The 18,394-nt window shown below is 56.5% G+C and carries 18 protein-coding genes; 13 read left to right on the forward strand and 5 right to left on the reverse strand.

The genetic code is table 11. From position 1 onward, the window contains the following. The first annotated feature begins 42 nt into the window (after positions 1–42). The 12 genes from serC (at position 43) to I9H07_RS06650 (ending at position 13,820) form a co-directional block, all read left to right on the forward strand. Positions 43–1,128 carry a 3-phosphoserine/phosphohydroxythreonine transaminase gene (serC, locus tag I9H07_RS06595; RefSeq protein WP_058391642.1) on the forward strand — a complete coding sequence of 362 codons (1,086 nt, stop codon included), beginning with the start codon at positions 43–45 and terminating at the stop codon, positions 1,126–1,128. After that, complete coding sequence (gene pheA / locus I9H07_RS06600) at positions 1,128–2,222, forward strand: prephenate dehydratase (protein WP_004665960.1); 1,095 nt, start codon at positions 1,128–1,130, stop codon at positions 2,220–2,222. Before serC ends, pheA begins: the two co-directional genes overlap by 1 nt. A gap of 111 nt (positions 2,223–2,333) precedes the next feature. Further along, positions 2,334–3,884, forward strand: a complete 1,551-nt coding sequence (locus I9H07_RS06605) for a prephenate dehydrogenase/arogenate dehydrogenase family protein (protein WP_432760451.1) — start codon at positions 2,334–2,336, stop codon at positions 3,882–3,884. After that, positions 3,881–4,570 (forward strand): (d)CMP kinase, encoded by a 690-nt coding sequence (cmk, locus tag I9H07_RS06610; RefSeq protein ID WP_024675847.1) that lies wholly within the window; start codon positions 3,881–3,883, stop codon positions 4,568–4,570. The genes I9H07_RS06605 and cmk overlap by 4 nt, the downstream gene beginning before the upstream one ends. Positions 4,571–4,691: 121 nt before the next feature. After that, positions 4,692–6,383, forward strand: a complete 1,692-nt coding sequence (rpsA, locus tag I9H07_RS06615) for a 30S ribosomal protein S1 (RefSeq protein WP_002554562.1) — start codon at positions 4,692–4,694, stop codon at positions 6,381–6,383. Positions 6,384–6,609: 226 nt separating this feature from the next. Then, positions 6,610–6,906 (forward strand): integration host factor subunit beta, encoded by a 297-nt coding sequence (gene ihfB / locus I9H07_RS06620; RefSeq protein WP_002554561.1) that lies wholly within the window; start codon positions 6,610–6,612, stop codon positions 6,904–6,906. A gap of 24 nt (positions 6,907–6,930) precedes the next feature. Beyond that, positions 6,931–7,173 (forward strand): lipopolysaccharide assembly protein LapA domain-containing protein, encoded by a 243-nt coding sequence (locus I9H07_RS06625; protein ID WP_024675848.1) that lies wholly within the window; start codon positions 6,931–6,933, stop codon positions 7,171–7,173. Positions 7,174–7,581: 408 nt separating this feature from the next. Next, entirely contained in the window at positions 7,582–9,009 is a 1,428-nt protein-coding gene (locus I9H07_RS06630) for an MBL fold metallo-hydrolase RNA specificity domain-containing protein (RefSeq protein ID WP_236423367.1), read from the forward strand. A gap of 198 nt (positions 9,010–9,207) precedes the next feature. Beyond that, positions 9,208–10,203 (forward strand): UDP-glucose 4-epimerase family protein, encoded by a 996-nt coding sequence (locus I9H07_RS06635; RefSeq protein WP_236423365.1) that lies wholly within the window; start codon positions 9,208–9,210, stop codon positions 10,201–10,203. Next, positions 10,196–11,212, forward strand: a complete 1,017-nt coding sequence (locus I9H07_RS06640; protein ID WP_236423364.1) for an MraY family glycosyltransferase — start codon at positions 10,196–10,198, stop codon at positions 11,210–11,212. Before I9H07_RS06635 ends, I9H07_RS06640 begins: the two co-directional genes overlap by 8 nt. A gap of 98 nt (positions 11,213–11,310) precedes the next feature. After that, positions 11,311–13,314: a polysaccharide biosynthesis protein gene (locus I9H07_RS06645; protein WP_024675852.1), complete on the forward strand. Its 2,004-nt coding sequence runs from the start codon at positions 11,311–11,313 to the stop codon at positions 13,312–13,314. Between the two features lie 149 nt (positions 13,315–13,463). Continuing rightward, positions 13,464–13,820, forward strand: a complete 357-nt coding sequence (locus tag I9H07_RS06650; protein ID WP_024675853.1) for a ComEA family DNA-binding protein — start codon at positions 13,464–13,466, stop codon at positions 13,818–13,820. 103 nt (positions 13,821–13,923) lie between these two features. On the opposite strand, the gene I9H07_RS06655 is transcribed toward I9H07_RS06650, so the two are convergent. Then, entirely contained in the window at positions 13,924–14,493 is a 570-nt protein-coding gene (locus tag I9H07_RS06655; protein ID WP_024675854.1) for a TetR/AcrR family transcriptional regulator, read from the reverse strand. 73 nt (positions 14,494–14,566) lie between these two features. Beyond that, positions 14,567–15,406 carry a TlpA disulfide reductase family protein gene (locus I9H07_RS06660; RefSeq protein WP_024675855.1) on the reverse strand — a complete coding sequence of 280 codons (840 nt, stop codon included), beginning with the start codon at positions 15,404–15,406 and terminating at the stop codon, positions 14,567–14,569. 403 nt (positions 15,407–15,809) lie between these two features. Between I9H07_RS06660 and I9H07_RS06665 the strand changes: the two genes are divergently transcribed. Then, a complete protein-coding gene (locus tag I9H07_RS06665; RefSeq protein ID WP_058823961.1) occupies positions 15,810–17,087 on the forward strand; it encodes an aromatic amino acid transport family protein in 1,278 nt (425 codons plus the stop codon). 67 nt (positions 17,088–17,154) lie between these two features. Here the strand turns inward: I9H07_RS06665 and I9H07_RS06670 are convergent, their stop codons facing one another. From I9H07_RS06670 to I9H07_RS06680, 3 genes are all read right to left on the reverse strand, one after another. Next, the gene (locus tag I9H07_RS06670) at positions 17,155–17,361 is read right to left on the reverse strand and encodes a hypothetical protein (RefSeq protein WP_002554553.1); all 207 of its coding nucleotides are present in this window, start codon (positions 17,359–17,361) and stop codon (positions 17,155–17,157) included. Positions 17,362–17,484: 123 nt separating this feature from the next. Next, complete coding sequence (locus I9H07_RS06675) at positions 17,485–17,967, reverse strand: GreA/GreB family elongation factor (protein WP_024675857.1); 483 nt, start codon at positions 17,965–17,967, stop codon at positions 17,485–17,487. A gap of 3 nt (positions 17,968–17,970) precedes the next feature. Continuing rightward, complete coding sequence (locus I9H07_RS06680; RefSeq protein ID WP_024675858.1) at positions 17,971–18,369, reverse strand: hypothetical protein; 399 nt, start codon at positions 18,367–18,369, stop codon at positions 17,971–17,973. Between the last annotated feature and the right edge of the window lie 25 nt (positions 18,370–18,394).

The raw sequence follows: 18,394 nt of genomic DNA on the forward strand, positions 1-18,394 counted from the left end.
AAACAAGCACGTACAGACCCAACGTATTTGACGAGAGTGGATATGAGCAAGCGAGCCTTTAACTTCTGCGCAGGTCCTGCTGCGCTTCCTGAAGCTGTTCTGCTGCGTGCCCAGGCGGAGCTCCTCGACTGGCACGGCAAGGGCCTTTCCGTCATGGAAATGAGCCACCGCAGCGACGAGTTCGTCTCCATCGCGACCAAAGCCGAGCAGGATTTTCGCGACCTGCTGTCCATTCCCTCAAATTACAAAGTACTGTTCCTGCAAGGCGGCGCCAGCCAGCAGTTCGCGCAGATCGCGCTGAACCTGTTGCCCGAAGGCGGTAAAGCCGATTACATCGACACCGGCATCTGGTCGCAAAAGGCAATCGAGGAAGCATCGCGTTACGGCACGGTCAACGTCGCAGCCAGCGCCAAGGCCTACGATTACTTTGCCATCCCCGGTCAGAACGAGTGGAAACTGTCCCAAGATGCGGCCTACGTTCATTACGCGCCGAACGAGACCATTGGCGGCCTTGAATTCAACTGGATCCCGGAAACCGGCGACGTGCCGCTGGTTGCCGATATGTCCTCTGACATTCTCTCGCGTCCGGTGGATATCTCGCGTTTCGGTATGATCTACGCCGGTGCGCAGAAGAATATCGGCCCGAGCGGTATCGTGGTGGTGATCATTCGCGAAGACTTGCTGGGTCACGCACGTTCACTGTGCCCGACCATGCTCAACTACAAGGTCGCTGCCGACAACGGCTCGATGTACAACACTCCGCCGACGCTGGCCTGGTATCTGTCGGGGCTGGTCTTCGAGTGGCTGAAAGAGCAGGGCGGTGTCGAGGCGATTGGCAAGCTGAATGACATCAAACAGCGCACGCTGTACGACTTCATCGATGCCAGCGGGTTGTACAGCAACCCGATCAACAAGCCCGACCGCTCGTGGATGAACGTCCCGTTCCGTCTGGCCGACGACCGCCTCGACAAGCCGTTTCTGGCAGGTGCTGATGCCAACGGCTTGCTCAACCTCAAGGGTCATCGCTCGGTCGGTGGCATGCGCGCGTCCATCTATAATGCGGTCGATCTCAATGCGGTCAACGCGTTGGTCACCTACATGAAAGACTTCGAGAAGGAGCACGGCTGATGTCCGAGCAAGAACTCAAGGCGCTTCGCGTCCGTATCGACAGCCTCGATGAAAAGGTTCTGGAGCTGATCAGCGAGCGTGCCCGCTGCGCTCAGGAAGTGGCTCGCGTGAAAATGTCCTCGCTGGCTGAGGGTGAAGTGCCGGTGTTCTATCGTCCGGAGCGCGAAGCTGCCGTGCTTCGGCGGGTCATGGATCGTAACCGTGGTCCGTTGAGCAATGAAGAGATGGCCCGGCTGTTCCGCGAGATCATGTCTTCCTGCCTCGCCCTTGAACAGCCGCTCAAAGTCGCCTATCTCGGTCCTGAGGGTACGTTTACCCAGGCTGCTGCCATGAAGCATTTCGGGCATGCGGTGATCAGCCTGCCGATGGCGGCCATCGACGAAGTGTTTCGCGAAGTGGTTGCCGGTGCGGTGAATTTTGGCGTGGTCCCGGTGGAGAACTCCACCGAAGGCGCGGTCAATCACACGCTCGACAGTTTTCTTGAGCACGACATGGTGATCTGCGGCGAAGTCGAGCTGCGTATTCACCACCACTTGCTGGTGGGTGAAAGCACCAAGACGCAAAGCATCTCGCGTATCTACTCCCATGCTCAGTCGCTGGCCCAGTGCCGCAAGTGGCTGGACGCGCATTATCCGAATGTCGAGCGTGTCGCCGTTGCCAGCAATGCCGAGGCGGCCAAGCGGGTCAAGGGTGAGTGGAACTCGGCGGCCATCGCCGGTGACATGGCAGCCGGTCTCTACGGCCTGACCCGTCTGGCGGAAAAGATCGAAGACCGCCCGGATAACTCGACGCGCTTTCTCATCATCGGTAATCAGGAAGTTCCGCCTACCGGCGACGACAAGACGTCGATCATTGTCTCGATGAGCAACAAACCGGGCGCTCTGCATGAATTGCTGGTGCCGTTCCACGAGAGTGGCCTGGACCTGACGCGTATCGAGACGCGTCCGTCGCGTAGCGGTAAATGGACCTATGTCTTCTTCATCGACTTCGTCGGGCATCACCAGGACCCGCTGGTCAAGGCGGTGCTGGAGAAAATCAGCAGTGAAGCCGTAGCCTTGAAGGTGCTGGGTTCCTACCCCAAAGCAGTCCTTTGAGGAGGCAGTTCATGAGCGATTTGTTTTCTGCGCTGCAGGTTTATCAGGTGTGTGCGTGTGGTTGACGTGATTTCAGGGCGATCGGCCCGGCCTGTTATCGGCCGTCTGGTGGTGGTAGGGCTCGGGCTGATTGGCGGGTCTTTTGCCAAGGGCGTTCGCGAGAGTGGCCTGTGCCGTGAAGTGGTCGGCGTCGATCTTGATCCGCAATCACGCGCGCTGGCGGTGGAGCTGGGCGTTGTGGATCGCTGTGAGGTGGATCTCGCTACCGCGTGTTGCGGTGCCGACGTCATTCAGCTTGCGGTTCCGATACTGGCGATGGAAAAACTGCTCGCGTTGCTCGCGTCCATGAAGCTTGGCAATGCCATTCTGACCGATGTCGGCAGTGCCAAAGGCAATGTGGTCCGGGCGGCGCGTCAGGCGTTCGGCGAAGTACCGCCGCGTTTCGTGCCGGGGCATCCGATTGCCGGTTCCGAGCAGAGCGGAGTGGAGGCGTCCAATGCCGCGTTGTTCCGGCGCCATAAAGTGATTTTGACACCGCTGCCCGAGACCGATCCGCACGCCGTCGCCCTTGTTCATCAGCTGTGGGCTGCGTTGGGGGCCGATGTCGAGCACATGCAGGTCGAGCGCCATGATGAAGTACTGGCTGCCACCAGCCATCTGCCTCATTTGCTGGCCTTCGGTCTGGTGGACTCGCTGGCCAAGCGTAACGAAAACCTGGAAATATTCAGGTATGCCGCTGGCGGTTTTCGTGATTTTACGCGGATCGCAGGCAGCGATCCGACCATGTGGCACGACATCTTCATGGCTAATCGCGAAGCAGTGTTACGTACGCTGGACACGTTCCGCAGCGACCTGGACGCCTTGCGCAACGCTGTGGACGCAGGTGATGGTCCGCAGTTGCTGGATGTATTCACCCGTGCCAGGGCGGCCCGCGAACATTTTGGCCGGATACTCGCCAGCCGCGCCCGTGTCGAAACCGCCGCCGTTGAAGACCCTGTTGCCCGGGTTCGTTCCGGTGATGGAGTCAGTCATGCCATCAAGGGGCAGGTCGATGTGGCTTCGGCAGTGCTCTTCATGGTTGCCGTATCGATCAGCGAGGGCTGTGACCTGCTTCTCGAAGAGGTCGATGTCAGCCCGGCATGTGCCGGCGCCATCGATATCCTGCGCCTCATGGGGGCGGATATCGTGCTGCAGAATGTTCGCGAACTGGCGGGCGAATCACTGGCCGATGTACACGTGCGTTCGGCCCGCCTGAAAGGCGCTGACATTCCCGAAGCGCTCGTGCCGATCGCCCTGGACAGATTTCCCGTGCTGCTGGTTGCCGCAGCCTTCGCAGAAGGGCGTACCATTCTGCGCGGCGCGCAAGCGTTGCAGGCCGCTGAGGCCGAGTGCGTCAAACTGATGGCCGACGGTCTGCTGGCCCTTGGCATCGACGTCGAGCCGGTGCTGGATGGCATCATTATTGAAGGCGGTATGCCGGGTGGTGGCGAGATCGATGCTCGCGGCGATCAGCGTATTGTCATGGCGTTTCGCGTTGCATCATTACGGGCTTCGGCGCCCATCCGTATTCACGATTGCGCGGATGCCGTCACAGTATTTCCCCATTTTCTGGCGCTGTGCGCTCAAGTCGGTATGCGTGTAGCGCAAGAGGACAAAAAGTGAAAATCAAACCCCCCGTTATTACCATCGACGGACCGAGCGGTTCCGGAAAAGGCACGGTTGCAGGATTGCTGGCCAGGAGGCTTGGCTGGTGCCTGCTTGATTCCGGCGCGCTTTATCGCCTGCTGGCCTTCGCTGCGCGCAATCATGGTGTCGACCTGACCAATGAAGAAGCGCTCAAACTGCTTGCCGCTCATCTGGATGTTCAGTTCGAAGCGACGAAAGAAGGGCAGGGCCAGCGCATTATTCTTGAGGGCGAAGATGTAACGCAGGCGATCCGCAATGAGCAGATCGGCAGCGGTGCGTCGCAAGTGGCGTCTCTGCCTGCGGTGCGTGATGCCCTGCTGTTGCGCCAGCGTGCCTTCCAGGAAGAACCGGGCCTGGTGGCGGATGGTCGCGACATGGGAACGGTCGTGTTTCCGGACGCGCCGCTGAAGATATTCCTCACCGCCAGTGCCGAGGAGCGTGCGCGCCGTCGTTACTTGCAGTTGAAGGCCAAGGGCGATGATGTTAGTCTGTCGAGTCTGCTAGATGAGATATGTGCACGCGACGAGCGTGACACCCAGCGAGCGGTAGCGCCGCTCAAGCCGGCGCACGACGCCATACAGCTGGATTCCACTGAGTTGTCCATCGAGCAGGTGCTGGAACGCATTCTGAGCGAGATCGCGCTTCGCGATATTGCCGGGTGACGAAGAAGCATGCGGGAGACCAGTCATAGTCCTGCACGCTTTCTTTTACTTGAACGAAACCCACGTTGTCTGGAGCGTGGCAGATGGGCGTATCCTTCGCCCTTGATCAACAGGAATTAAAATGAGCGAAAGCTTTGCAGAACTTTTTGAAGAAAGCCTAAAGACCCTCAACCTTCAGGCCGGTTCGATCATCACCGCGATCATCGTGGATATCGACTATCAGGCAGGTTGGGTTACGGTTCACGCCGGTCTGAAATCTGAAGGCCTCATCCCGCTGGAGCAGTTCCACAACGACGCTGGCGAGCTGACCATCAAGATCGGTGATGAAGTTCACGTTGCGCTGGACGCGGTCGAAGATGGCTTTGGCGAAACCAAGCTGTCCCGCGAAAAAGCCAAGCGTGCCGAGTGCTGGATCGTTCTGGAAGCGGCTTTCGCAGCTGAAGAAGTGGTCAAGGGCGTTATCAACGGTAAGGTTAAAGGCGGCTTCACTGTCGACGTTAACGGCATCCGTGCGTTCCTGCCTGGTTCTCTGGTTGACGTCCGCCCTGTGCGTGACACGACTCACCTGGAAGGCAAAGAGCTCGAGTTCAAGGTCATCAAGCTGGACCAGAAGCGCAACAACGTTGTCGTTTCCCGTCGCAGTGTCCTGGAAGCCGAGAACAGTGCCGAGCGCGAAGCTCTGCTCGAGTCCCTGCAGGAAGGCCAGCAAGTCAAAGGTATCGTCAAGAACCTCACCGATTACGGCGCATTCGTCGATCTGGGTGGCGTCGATGGCCTGCTGCACATCACCGACATGGCTTGGAAGCGTATCAAGCATCCATCGGAAATCGTCAACGTTGGCGATGAGATCGATGTAAAGGTCCTGAAGTACGATCGCGAGCGCAATCGTGTTTCCCTGGGTCTGAAGCAACTGGGTGAAGACCCATGGGTTGCTATCAAGGCTCGTTACCCGGAAAGCACCCGCGTTACCGCGCGTGTTACCAACCTGACCGACTACGGCTGCTTCGCAGAGCTGGAAGAAGGCGTGGAAGGCCTGGTACACGTTTCCGAAATGGACTGGACCAACAAGAACATCCACCCGTCGAAAGTCGTTCAGGTTGGCGACGAAGTGGAAGTCATGGTTCTGGACATCGACGAAGAGCGTCGTCGTATCTCCCTCGGCATCAAACAGTGCAAATCCAACCCATGGGAAGATTTCTCTGGCCAGTTCAACAAGGGCGATAAAATCTCCGGCACCATCAAGTCGATCACCGATTTCGGTATCTTCATTGGTCTGGACGGCGGCATCGACGGTCTGGTTCACCTGTCCGACATCTCCTGGAACGAAGTGGGCGAAGAAGCCGTACGTCGCTTCAAGAAGGGCGACGAGCTCGACACTGTGATCCTGTCGGTTGATCCTGAGCGTGAGCGTATCTCGCTGGGTATCAAGCAGCTGGAAAGCGATCCGTTCTCCGAGTACGTCACTGTCAATGACAAGGGCGCTATCGTTCGCGGTATCGTTAAAGAAGTTGACGCCAAAGGCGCCATCATCACTCTGGCCGATGACATCGAAGCGACCCTCAAGGCTTCCGAAATCAGCCGTGACCGCGTTGAAGACGCGCGTAACGTTCTGAAGGAAGGCGAAGAGATCGAAGCCAAGATCATCAGCGTTGACCGCAAGAGCCGCGTAATCAGCTTGTCCATCAAGTCGAAAGACGTTGAAGACGAGAAAGAAGCAATCCAGAGCCTGCGTAGCAAGCCTGAAGTTGCTGAAAGCACAGGTCCAACCACTATCGGTGACCTGCTGCGCGCGCAAATGGAAAAACAGAACTAAGTTCTGCTTGACCAAAAAAAGGGCGACTTCGGTCGCCCTTTTTCATGCCTGCTGTTCAGCCTTTCAGGCCCGCTTTCCGGACCTTTGGTGTGTAACGCGCCCGCAATGTGTTTATGCCTGGTTGACAATGCTAAACATAAGTCAATACATGGGCTGTTCAAATTCTTCCGGTCATGCTAAAACCTTCGGAGCGCTGATCTAGCTGCTTGAAAAAGAAGGGAAAAATATGACGAAGTCGGAGTTGATCGAACGAATTGTCACCCATCAAGGGCTGCTCTCATCCAAGGATGTCGAGCTGGCCATCAAGACCATGCTTGAACAAATGTCTCAGTGCCTGGCAACCGGTGACCGGATAGAAATTCGGGGGTTTGGCAGCTTTTCCCTGCATTACCGCGCACCGCGAGTAGGGCGTAACCCGAAGACCGGCCAGTCGGTCAGCCTCGATGGCAAATTTGTCCCGCATTTCAAGCCGGGCAAGGAGCTACGAGACAGGGTCAACGAGGATGAAGAAGAGGGCTTTTAAAGCCGTCAACCACAGGATCACCAGATGCGTATCTTCAAAAGAGTCATTTTGTCTGTCGCCGTGTTGCTGGTTGCGTTGGCAACCGTCGTATTCGTGCTTGAAAACCGACAAACCGTTGCCATGAATTTTTTTGGCTGGTCTGCGCCCGACCTTCCGCTGGCGCTGCCCGTCGTTCTTGCTTTGCTTCTGGGTATGCTCATCGGCCCGCTGCTCGCCTGGATAGCCAGCTTTGCTAAAAAACGCACCACCTCCGCTCGCTCTATCTGAGTAGCATCGGCAAGGCCTCGTCGGATGCAAATCCGGCGAAATAAAACCGTGTACCTGCCTTTTTTCTCTTTGCCACTGTCACAGCCGGCGCTGCTTTCTGGTTTGTGCGCACGCCTGTCTCCAGCCTTTATCAAAAAAATCATCAAACTTTCGCAGGCTATTCGCTGCTTAGTTGAATATTAGTTACCTTTTTGTGTAGGAATGTTCGCTTTTTAAACTAGCGTCGCCATTTTAAAGAGCGCTGCGGTTATATTCTTTTCGCACTGTTGCTTGCTCTGGTTTTAACAGCCATGTGTCAGATCCTGAAAACAAGAATTTCGAGCCTGGGATGCGTCGAAACTTGCGCTCCAGACCTGATGCCGGGAAGTGCCAGACGACAACTCCAGATCGGCGAAATAAGGGGACTGCATGTATTATCCGGATATCATTCATCACGGCGCTATCGACACCGTAACGGGCTCTTGTCATCAACTATGCATGGATGCGTTCAGCAACCTGCTGATCGATTGCGGTTCGGTACAGGAGCAAGCCGGGCGGGGGGAGGTCAGCCCATTCGAATTCGCCCCTGAGTCGATCAGCGCGCTGCTGATCAGTCATGTACACAATGACCATGTCGGGCGTATTCCCGAGCTGCTGGCTTCGGGCTACAAGGGGCCCATATTGTGCAGTGAGCCGAGTGCCCACCTGCTGCCGCTGGTCATGGAAGACATCCTGAAAATCCAGTTGGCGCATGATCCGGTGCTGGCCGAGCAATTATTGAAGGACATCAGCAAGCGCATCATTGCCTTGCCATTCGACAACTGGTTCAGCCTGGTCGACAACGAAGCGCTGCGCTGCAAGGTTCGTCTGCAGCGCGCAGGGCATATTCTGGGTTCGGCTTATGTGGAATGCGATCTGTACTATCCGCTGGAAGAACGTTCCAGGCGCGTGGTTTTCTCCGGTGATCTAGGCGCAAGTCAGACGCCCTTCCTGCCGGCGCCAAAGCCGCCTGAGCGCGCGGATATCCTGATTCTGGAAAGCACTTACGGTGACCGTCTGCACGATGATCGCAGCATTCGTCAGCAGGGGCTTGAGCGAATCATCGACAAGGCGCTGGAAGATCAGGGCACCGTTCTGATACCGGCGTTCAGCATCGGGCGTACTCAGGAGCTGCTCTACGAGCTCGAAGATATCCTTCGCCGCAAGGCGCTGTTGGCCACTTCCGCCGAGGCCTGTAGTGACAGCAGCCCTGCGGACTGGTCGCGGTTGCCGATCATCCTTGATTCGCCGCTGGCCAAGCGCTTCACAGAAGCGTATCAGTCGTTCGAAGACTACTGGGATGAAGATGCCCGTGGACGCCTCGACGAGGGCAGGGCGCCTTTGGGCTTTGCTCAACTGGTCACTGTCGATACCCATGAAGAGCATGTGCGTACCGTCAATTACCTCGCCAGCACTGCGCGTCCCGCCATCGTGATTGCCGGTAATGGAATGTGTGCCGGAGGCAGGGTCGTCAATTACCTGAAGGCCATGCTGGGCGACAGTCGGCATAACGTGGTTTTCGTCGGTTATCAAGGCAAGGGAACACCTGGCGCTGCCATTCAGGCTCATGGTCCATCGGGTGGCTATGTCGAACTTGATCGCGAGCGTTACGACATTCGTGCCGGTGTGCATACGGCCAAGGGCTATTCTGCCCATGCCGATCAGGCTGGCCTGGTCGAGTTCGTGACCGGCATGAGCGAGTGGCCTGGGGAAATTCGGCTGGTGCACGGCGAGGCAGGAGCGAAAAAGGCGCTGGGAAGTGTTCTTGCCCGCAAATATACGTTCGAAAGACGCGTCGTGGACCTGATCATTCCTTGATAGGTAATGTCGTTAAGTGGCTCATTGTCATGAGCCACTTTGGCGGCCACATTTGAATAACTGTTTGTGGCGTATATAACCGGGTTGCGAAGCCAGGAAAGCCTGTGTGTTCGAGGAAGTTATCCAATGAATAGAAAATATTTTAGTTGTCAAAAAATGTCCTATAAGTAATATTTGGCCATTTGAAGGCGCTCCTGAATGAATGATGAAGTTGCATTGGTTGCGATAACAGGTGCAACGGGTTTTGTGGGTGGCGCGGTAGTTCGTCGGTTGCTCGACAAGACCCGCCATTCTGTTCGGGTCGCTGTCAGGGGCGTACATGATCTTTCTGCAGACCGCGTCGATGTTGTCAACGTGGAGTCACTTGCACCTGATAACCGATGGGAAAGTTTTGTAACGGGCGCCGATGTGGTTATTCATTGTGCGGCCCGTGTTCATGTACTGAACGAGCAGTCTGCGGAGCCGGATCAGGAATACTTTCGTGCCAATGTCACCGCGACGCTGAACCTTGCTGAACAGGCTGCAGCAGCAGGAGTAAGGCGTTTCATATTTCTGAGCTCCATCAAGGCCAATGGCGAATTCACGTTGCCGGGTGCGCCTTTCAGGGCCGATGATCCCTGCAGGCCTCTGGATGCCTATGGCATCTCCAAGCAGAAAGCCGAGGAAGGGCTGCGTGAGCTGGCTGCCCGCACCGGTATGCAAGTGGTGATCATTCGTCCCGTTCTGGTTTACGGGCCGGGTGTGAAAGCCAACTTCATGAACATGATGCGCTGGCTTGACCGCGGCATACCGCTACCGCTTGGTGCGATCCACAATCGTCGAAGTCTGGTGGCAGTAGACAACCTCGCTGATCTGATCCTGGTCTGCATCTATCATCCTGCGGCGGCGAATCAGACATTTCTGGTCAGCGACGGGGACGATGTTTCAACGACACGGTTGTTGCGAACGATGGGTCATGCACTTGGCAAGCCTGCCAGATTATTGCCCGTGCCTGCGGCAATGCTGAATGGCGCAGCGGCGCTATTAGGCAAAAGAGCGTTTTCGCAGCGCTTGTGCAGCTCTTTGCAGGTCGATATCAGTAAAACCTGTACGATGCTGGACTGGCGTCCGCCGGTGAGTATCGAGGACGCCATGCGGGACACTGCTCGATATTTTTTGGGGTATGAAAAGCCGGACCATGATAAGCATGATTGAGTGGCTGTCAGTAATCGCTATTGCGCTGCTGTCTCTGATTTTAACGTCGTTATTGCGCAAATATGCCTTGGCCAGAAGTCTGATCGACACACCCAATGCGCGCAGTTCGCATTCCGTCCCCACACCACGCGGTGGCGGGGTCTCGATTGTCGTTGCCTTTTTACTCGCACTGTCGGTGCTGGCCTGGGCGGGTCTGTTGTCGATAGCGGCGCTGGTCGCCATCTTCGGGTCAGCGGGCCTGGTCGCGCTGATCGGTTTCATGGACGATCATGGTCACATCGCTGCACGCTGGCGTTTGCTGGGGCATTTCGTGGCTGCCGGATGGGCACTGGCCTGGATAGGCGGGCTGGCACCTCTGACTGTCATGGGATGGACCTTTGCGCCTGGCCTGATCGGCCAGGTTCTCGCGGCGTTCTACCTGGTATGGATGCTGAATCTTTACAACTTCATGGACGGTATCGACGGAATCGCCAGTGTCGAGGCTGTCACCGTATGCGCAGGCATGAGCCTGATCTACGTCATGGCAGGCTTCGCCGGACTGGCGTGGAGCCCTCTGCTTCTGGCTGCGGCAGTTGCCGGTTTTCTTTACTGGAATTTCCCGCCAGCGCAAATATTCATGGGGGATGCCGGTAGCGGATTTCTCGGACTGGTGCTGGGTGTGCTTTCGATTCAGGCATCCTGGGCCTCATCTCAGTTATTCTGGTCCTGGTTGATTCTGCTGGGCGTTTTCATCGTTGATGCTACTGTGACGCTTTTTCGTCGTCTGCTGCGTGGCGAAAAGGTTTATGAGGCCCATCGAAGCCACGCCTATCAGTTTGCTTCACGGCGTTATGGCAGGCATTTGCCGGTCACGCTGGCTGTCGGCCTGATCAATCTGGTCTGGTTGCTGCCCGTGGCGATGTGGGTAGCGTTGAAGGGAGGAGACGGGCTGACATGGACGGCAATTGCCTATATACCCCTTGTTTTGCTGGCACTGAGGTTCAGGGCTGGCGGGGCAGAAAGGATGTAACGAAGCGATTTTCTGGTTGTCTCAGGAACGTGGCGGTTTCACAGTCACCGGTTTCAAGTGATGTTTCAGTCGGTGCATAGCGGAGCATTAAACAATTGATGAGCAGGTTGCGAGCCAGATTGCTGGCTCTACCCCGTCGCAAGAAGCGCATTCTTCAGGTGGCTACTGATGTGGTTCTTGTCTGGCTCGCCCTCTGGATGGCGTTTGTCGTGCGACTGGGTATCGATGAACTGATCAATCCGCTGGAAAAGCACACGTGGCTTTTCATCAGTGCGCCGCTCGCCGCCATTCCGTTGTTCATCCGCTTCGGCATGTACCGCGCAGTCATGCGCTACTTCGGCAACGATGCCCTGATCGCAATCATCAAGGCCGTGACCATGTCCTCGTTGATTCTGGGGTGCATGGTCTACGTCTACAGCAACCATCAGCAACTGGTCCCACGCTCGGTCATCTTCAACTACTGGTGGTTGAGCATGGTGATGATTGGCGGCCTGCGCCTGGCGATGAGGCAGTACTTTCTCGGTGACTGGTTCGCCGCTGCCCAGCATGTGCCCTTCGCCAAAAGCGACAATGGTTTGCAGAAGGTTGCGATCTACGGCGCCGGGGCTGCGGGCAACCAGTTGGTTGCGGCATTGCGTATGGGGCGGCTGATGCATCCGGTGGCGTTCATCGATGACGATGAGTCCATCTCCAACCGGGTAATTTCCGGTCTACAGGTCTATAAACCGCGCAATATCCAGCGAATGATCGATACCACAGGGGCTCAGGAAATCCTGCTGGCGATTCCTTCTTCCTCGCGAGGCCGGCGGCGCGAAATACTGGGCTTTCTGGAAGGCTTCCCGATCAAGGTGCGAAGCGTTCCCGGCTTCATGGATCTGGCTGCCGGGCGGGTCAAGGTCGATGACCTGCAAGAGGTCGATATCGCCGACCTGCTGGGGCGTGACTCCGTTCCTGCGCGTGAGAATCTGCTCGAGCATTGCATCAAGGGCAAGACTGTACTGGTGACCGGTGCCGGTGGTTCGATCGGTTCCGAATTGTGCCGTCAGATTCTGTTGTTGCAACCCACGCAGTTGCTGCTGCTGGATCATAGCGAATTCAACCTGTACAGCATTCTGTCAGAACTTGAACAACGTTCTGCGCGGGAGTCGCTGTCGGTCAAGTTGCTGCCCATCCTCGGTTCGGTGCGCAATCATCCCAAGCTGCTGTCGATCATGAAAACCTGGAAGGTCGACACGGTCTACCATGCGGCGGCCTACAAGCACGTACCGATGGTTGAGCACAATATCGCCGAAGGTGTCATCAATAACGTGGTAGGCACCCTGAATACCGCTCAGGCGGCGTTGCAGGCCGGTGTTTCCAATTTCGTTCTGATCTCCACCGACAAGGCTGTCAGGCCCACCAATGTGATGGGCAGCACCAAGCGTCTGGCCGAACTCATATTGCAGGCGCTGAGTCGTGAAACGGCTCCGGTCATCTTTGGTGACAAGGCCAACGTCTATCAGGTCAACAAGACCCGCTTTACCATGGTCCGCTTCGGCAACGTGCTGGGTTCATCGGGGTCAGTCATCCCGCTGTTCCACAGGCAGATCCAGTCTGGCGGGCCGCTGACGGTGACTCATCCGAAGATCACCCGTTACTTCATGACCATTCCCGAAGCCGCTCAGTTGGTCATTCAGGCTGGCTCGATGGGGCATGGTGGGGATGTGTTCGTGCTGGACATGGGCGAGCCGGTCAAGATTGTCGAGCTGGCTGAAAAGATGATTCACCTTTCAGGCCTGGCGATTCGTTCGGAAAAAAATCCACAGGGCGATATCTCCATCGAATTCACCGGTCTGCGCCCCGGCGAGAAGCTCTATGAAGAGTTGTTGATTGGCGACAATGTGGTGGCCACTGAACACCCTATGATCATGAGCGCGAGTGAAGACTTTCTGCCCTGGGATGTATTGAAAGTTCGACTCACCCGGCTGCTGGATGCCGTTGAACAGGATGATTACAACAGTGTCCGACAGTTGTTGCGCGAAACGGTAAATGGTTATACGCCGGAAGGCGAAATTGTTGACTGGATGTATCAGGAACGCAGCGGTGAAAGCGATTCTTATTGAAGAATCCGAGCGTTCGGCCAGTGCAGAAACAAGTTGATTGATACGGACATACGTCGCAACGCACCGCGTCTTCTCTACCGGTAAGCATTAGTCTAAGTTTCGGCCACAGCATCTTGCATGCTGCCTTTAACTGCTATGGAGCTTTAACTATGCGAACCACCTTATTCAGCGCGCTGATATTTTCCTTGCTCACCAGTGCTTCGGTTGCGGTCAACGCGGCACCGGCGGCCGAGTCCTCGTCCATGACCCCTGCCAGCACCTCCATGGCCCAGCCGTCGTCCATGGCCTCAATGCATGAGATGGGTGATGGTAAAGTCAACATCAACATGGCGGATGCTCAGATGCTTCAGAAAGAACTGGCGGGTGTTGGCAAGAACAAAGCCGATGCCATTGTTGCTTACAGAGAAAGTAACGGAAAGTTTATGTCGGTGGACGAGTTGATTGAAGTAAAAGGGATAGGCAAGGCTATTCTGGAACAAAATCGTGACAAGCTGGCTATTGAATAACTGTTACCACCCCTGAAAAAAGAAAGGCCGATCAAGAATCGGCCTTTCTTTTTCTGCAATAGAACAGGACGTTATGCTGAGCACTCTTCCGCTGTCCACTCCGTCAGTTAGCAGTTTTTCTGATCTCCTGTTTGAGAAAGTCCCTGGTGGTATTCAGGATACGCTCTGACAGTTCCTCGTCGAAAGCACTGCGCGACAGTACCAGGCCGCCTACCAGTGTGGACAATATAGGCAGGCTTCTGGATTCGGAACCTGTCCCGGAAAGCGTTTTATCAAACAGTTCGAGCAAATGAAGGATGATTTCATCGGTGACCTCGCTGGGTTGGTCGCGCTGTCCCAATTCCAGGCACATGCTGGGCAGGGGGCATCCGCCATCGGGGGCGTCGCGACTGGCTAGAGAGAGATAGAGATCAATGAATTCACTGAGCGAGTCCGGTCTGGCGAAAACTTCGCTGGTGATTCCTTTTACCTCGTCGAGGGCGTGACTCAATGCCTGTTCGACCAGATCATCCTTGGATTTGAAATGCGCGTAGAAGCCACCATGGGTCAAGCCGAGTGCTTTCATCAAAGGTTGCAAGCCGGTAGCACCAATGCCGTCGCGACGAAAGCGCATGGACGCTTCCTTTACGATGCGTTGATGGGTTTGGGCCTTATGATCGAGCGCGTAACGCATGCGCTGAGTCTCCAGAGATGACCAAAGTGTCAACGCATTTATACAGGGATAGATGAATCGATGCAGCAGGCTTTCACTCCTGATTGCTACTCGGTACCGAATCCTGCGAACCAAGTCCGCTTTGAGTGTCCAGATAGTGGGTCAGACTGGCTCTGGACATCTCGCCGAGGTGGCTGCCCGTCAAGCGCCCTTGAGGTGAATAGAACAGCGTAGTGGGCAGCGCGACAGAGCCGACCTGCCGGGCAAACTCGCCGTCCGTGTCGAGCAGGCTGTTGCGTAGCGCCAGGCCCTGCGCCGATAGGTAGCGGCTGACCGTGTCGGCACTTTCGGCCTGATTGACGAACAGAAACACAATGTCCGGCCGCTCAAGCTGCATATCTCGCAGTACCGGCATTTCCCTGCGGCAGGGAGGGCACCATGTCGCCCAGAGGTTTATGACTATGGGCTTGCCTTGGTGATCAGCGATGTTGACCGGCTCGCCATTCATGTTACGCAGGGTTGTTTCGGGCAATGACGCGCCTTGCTGATAGCGGTCCAGGATCAGACCGCCCAGCATCCAGACCAGCAGCCCGGTGCCCAGCCCGAATGCCAGTGCGCGACGTTGCCTGGGGCGCCGCCAACCGATGATCAAACCGCCCAGCACGGCGCCGACGAGCCCCGGCCAGACCAGAAAGCCGCCATCACGAATGTCCAGCGTTTGCCATGGTGAGTCGCGGTATTGAGCGAAGTAGGCAATCACAAAGGCGACACGTGCCGTGATGAGGCCAAAAATGAACAGCCCGAATATTGCTGTCTTTTTTGCTTTGTCATGCCGCATGCAACGGGCTTCCACCAGTGTTGCCAATACGAGGGCAGTCAGTAACAGCAAGTGGGTCACGGCGATGGCAAAGGGCCCGGCATTGATACTCAGCATGTATTTCGGCTCCTGGAGGGGCTTTCGATTAAGTGCGCGATCATTTGCGCAACTGAAAGCTGGCAGGCCTGACGTGCGCGCGGCGGCGATGGTATCGCTCCTCCCTTTTTATGCCTAACGCGTAACTGTGCCTGAATGTGAGGCCGTTGATGACGCCTTGATTAGCTGCCACGGCTAAAAAACGCCCTGCTGGCGACAGCAGGTTGATCGACCGCCAGCCCTTGTTCCAGAGGGCTTGCGCAGCAGAAGGGCATCAGTGCCTGACAAGTCTTGTCCTACAAACCTTTGACTTCTGTCGCCAATCCCGGACAATTCCGCCCGCTGTTTTCGAGGGAAGCGCCGAGCTGCCGGCATTTTTGACGCGCTTCTCTTTTTGATAAACCGGCCACGGAGAGTCGACCGGATGAATGATCAGGCTAATGGCGTCCTAGAACGTCTGGACGTAGCTCCCGAGAGCATCGCCTCTTGGAATCGTAATGACACCACCTGGATGCTCGGATTGTTCGGCACCGCCATTGGCGCGGGTACTCTGTTTTTGCCCATCAATGCGGGCATCGGTGGTTTCTGGCCGTTGATGGCTCTGGCGCTGCTGGCGTTTCCCATGACGTTCTACGCGCACCGGGGCCTGACCCGTTTCGTGCTGTCTGGCCGTGAAGGTGCCGATATCACTGAAGTGGTCGAACAGCATTTCGGCAAGAGCGCCGGAGCGATGATTACCTTGCTGTATTTTTTCGCGATTTTTCCGATCTTGCTGATCTACAGCGTGGCCCTGACCAATACCGTGGGCAGCTTTCTCGAACACCAGTTGCACATCACGCCGCCGCCACGTGCCGCGCTGGCCTTCGTGCTGATCATGGGCCTGCTGGCGCTGGTTCGCTGTGGCGAGCGATTCATCGTCAAGGCCATGAGCGTGATGGTGTATCCGTTTATCGTCGCGCTGCTGTTTCTGGCCGTGTTCCTGATTCCGCACTGGACCGGCGGTATTCTGAGCACCGCCACTACGCTGCCTGAGCCCTCGGCGTTTTTGTCGACCCTGTGGCTGGCCATTCCGGTGATGGTGTTCTCTTTCAACCATGCGCCGATCATCTCGGCCTTCGCGGTGGATCAGAAGCGCCAGTACGGCGAGAATGCCGAAGTGCGCAGTTCGCAGATTCTGGCCCGCGCCCATGTCTTGATGGTGGTGATGGTGCTGTTCTTCGTGTTCAGCTGCGTGCTGACCCTGTCGCCCGCCCAGCTGGCTGAAGCCAAGGCGCAGAACATCTCGATCCTGTCCTACCTGGCCAACCACTTCAACAACCCGACCATCGCCTTCGTCGCGCCGCTGATTGCGTTCGTGGCCATTTCCAAGTCATTCCTCGGCCATTACATCGGCGCCAGCGAGGGCTTGAAAGGGCTGGTGCTGAAGTCCGGACGTCGTCCGGCTGCGAAAGCCCTGGACCGTATGACGGCGGCGCTCATGCTGGTGGTGTGCTGGGTGGTAGCGACGCTCGACCCAAACATTCTGGGCATGATCGAGAAAATGGGCGGGCCGGTGATTTCGGTGTTGCTGTTCCTGATGCCGATGTACGCGATCCATAAAGTGCCCGCCATGCGCAAGTACGCAGGCGCGTGGTCCAACTACTTTGTGGTTGCTGCGGGTCTGGTGGCGATCTCGGCACTGATCTTTTCGCTGGTCCGCTGATCTGCCGACTTATGCGAGCTGCGCCGACGCATCGGTGCAGCTCACGGTCAGGTTCTACGGTACGCCTTCAGTCCACTGGCTCAGGATATAAGGGCCTGGACAAGTGCATGATGCTCGCATAATCGTAAACGTACTGCCGTCCTGCATGGCTGGTCGACCGCAACTGGTCGATCAGTTGTCGCTCTTTTTTGTTCAGGTACCTCAACGCCGGATCTTGACTGGACTTCAGGCGATCACGTTCATGGGCGTCAGGGAATGCGATGACGTTCGTCATGAAAAATCTCCTTGGGTTTAAGTCCTTGCTTGCTTTGATGTAGCCCCTGTTGCAGTGGTTGTAGCGACGGCTCACCTTACCCATAAAAACTTGGCGCGATCAACCCTGTAATTGCGGGCTGTGTCACAAGGTTTGGGTGATCTCATAGGATTGTCCGCTGCCATTGATGACAATCTGCACCGCATCATCCTCGAGTTTGCCCAGCAGACTCTGCCCCAGGGGCGCGCGCGCGGTAATGACGGTGATCAATCGGTCGGCGGCGAACACTTTCAGTCCGGCAGCATCAGGGCCGAGGAACAGAGATTGCGTCTGCCCGTTTTCAGCTTCTACCACGACAAGATCACCGGTCTGAATACCCTGCGATTCATCAAACGGCTTGAGTGTCCAGTTCTGATAGAGCGCAAGTGACTGGCGTATTTCCTCCACCCGACGCGCCTGTCCGGCAGCCAGATAAGAAGCCTCCAGCCCCAGCGTGTCGTATTTGTTCTCGGCGATGTTTTCTTCGTGGGTGGCTGTTTCGTAAGCGGTCTGCGCGGCCCGCTGCGCGATGTCCAGATCGATTTTCAGCTTGTCGATGATCAATTGCAGCACATCTTGCTTGTTCATGAATTATCCGCAGAACTGATTAATGCTGGCACGGCTCTTCTCACTTGGCGCGGTGCGGTCCTGCTGTAGCCAGAAATCGCATTTGGAGCGGCTGAACGTGCGCTGCTGTTGCTCCTGCACCTGTTCACGAGCCTGTCGGGCCTCGCTTTCACGCAGGCTTTGCTCGTACTTGCGGAACATTTCAGTCTCGGGCTCGGCCGCATCACCCGTTTTTTGTGCCGGCGGGGTGCTGAGCTGGACAGCTGCATTTTCCAGCACCCTGGCTTGAGCAGCAGGCAAATTCTTGTAATACAGCAGGCCGGTCAGGAACACCGCCATGGCACCCAGCCAGATACCCAATGCAATGCAGACAATCAGCTTCAGTGACACATAGAGGTCGCGACGGCGGGTGACGGATGACATGGTTGAGCTCCTGGCAGGGACAGCA

This window comes from Pseudomonas syringae (assembly GCF_023278085.1).
GTDB lineage: Bacteria > Pseudomonadota > Gammaproteobacteria > Pseudomonadales > Pseudomonadaceae > Aquipseudomonas > Aquipseudomonas syringae_Q.

Excerpts from the sequence above, each read along its gene's own strand:
- serC (WP_058391642.1), top strand. The coding sequence starts at position 43 with ATGAGCAAGCGAGCCTTTAACTTCTGCGCAGGTCCTGCTGCGCTTCCT.
- pheA (WP_004665960.1), top strand. The coding sequence starts at position 1,128 with ATGTCCGAGCAAGAACTCAAGGCGCTTCGCGTCCGTATCGACAGCCTC.
- rpsA (WP_002554562.1), top strand. The coding sequence starts at position 4,692 with ATGAGCGAAAGCTTTGCAGAACTTTTTGAAGAAAGCCTAAAGACCCTC.
- ihfB (WP_002554561.1), top strand. The coding sequence starts at position 6,610 with ATGACGAAGTCGGAGTTGATCGAACGAATTGTCACCCATCAAGGGCTG.
- I9H07_RS06625 (WP_024675848.1), top strand. The coding sequence starts at position 6,931 with ATGCGTATCTTCAAAAGAGTCATTTTGTCTGTCGCCGTGTTGCTGGTT.
- I9H07_RS06630 (WP_236423367.1), top strand. The coding sequence starts at position 7,582 with ATGTATTATCCGGATATCATTCATCACGGCGCTATCGACACCGTAACG.
- I9H07_RS06635 (WP_236423365.1), top strand. The coding sequence starts at position 9,208 with ATGAATGATGAAGTTGCATTGGTTGCGATAACAGGTGCAACGGGTTTT.
- I9H07_RS06640 (WP_236423364.1), top strand. The coding sequence starts at position 10,196 with ATGATTGAGTGGCTGTCAGTAATCGCTATTGCGCTGCTGTCTCTGATT.
- I9H07_RS06645 (WP_024675852.1), top strand. The coding sequence starts at position 11,311 with ATGAGCAGGTTGCGAGCCAGATTGCTGGCTCTACCCCGTCGCAAGAAG.
- I9H07_RS06650 (WP_024675853.1), top strand. The coding sequence starts at position 13,464 with ATGCGAACCACCTTATTCAGCGCGCTGATATTTTCCTTGCTCACCAGT.
- I9H07_RS06655 (WP_024675854.1), bottom strand. The coding sequence starts at position 14,493 with ATGCGTTACGCGCTCGATCATAAGGCCCAAACCCATCAACGCATCGTA.
- I9H07_RS06660 (WP_024675855.1), bottom strand. The coding sequence starts at position 15,406 with ATGCTGAGTATCAATGCCGGGCCCTTTGCCATCGCCGTGACCCACTTG.
- I9H07_RS06665 (WP_058823961.1), top strand. The coding sequence starts at position 15,810 with ATGAATGATCAGGCTAATGGCGTCCTAGAACGTCTGGACGTAGCTCCC.
- I9H07_RS06670 (WP_002554553.1), bottom strand. The coding sequence starts at position 17,361 with ATGACGAACGTCATCGCATTCCCTGACGCCCATGAACGTGATCGCCTG.
- I9H07_RS06675 (WP_024675857.1), bottom strand. The coding sequence starts at position 17,967 with ATGAACAAGCAAGATGTGCTGCAATTGATCATCGACAAGCTGAAAATC.
- I9H07_RS06680 (WP_024675858.1), bottom strand. The coding sequence starts at position 18,369 with ATGTCATCCGTCACCCGCCGTCGCGACCTCTATGTGTCACTGAAGCTG.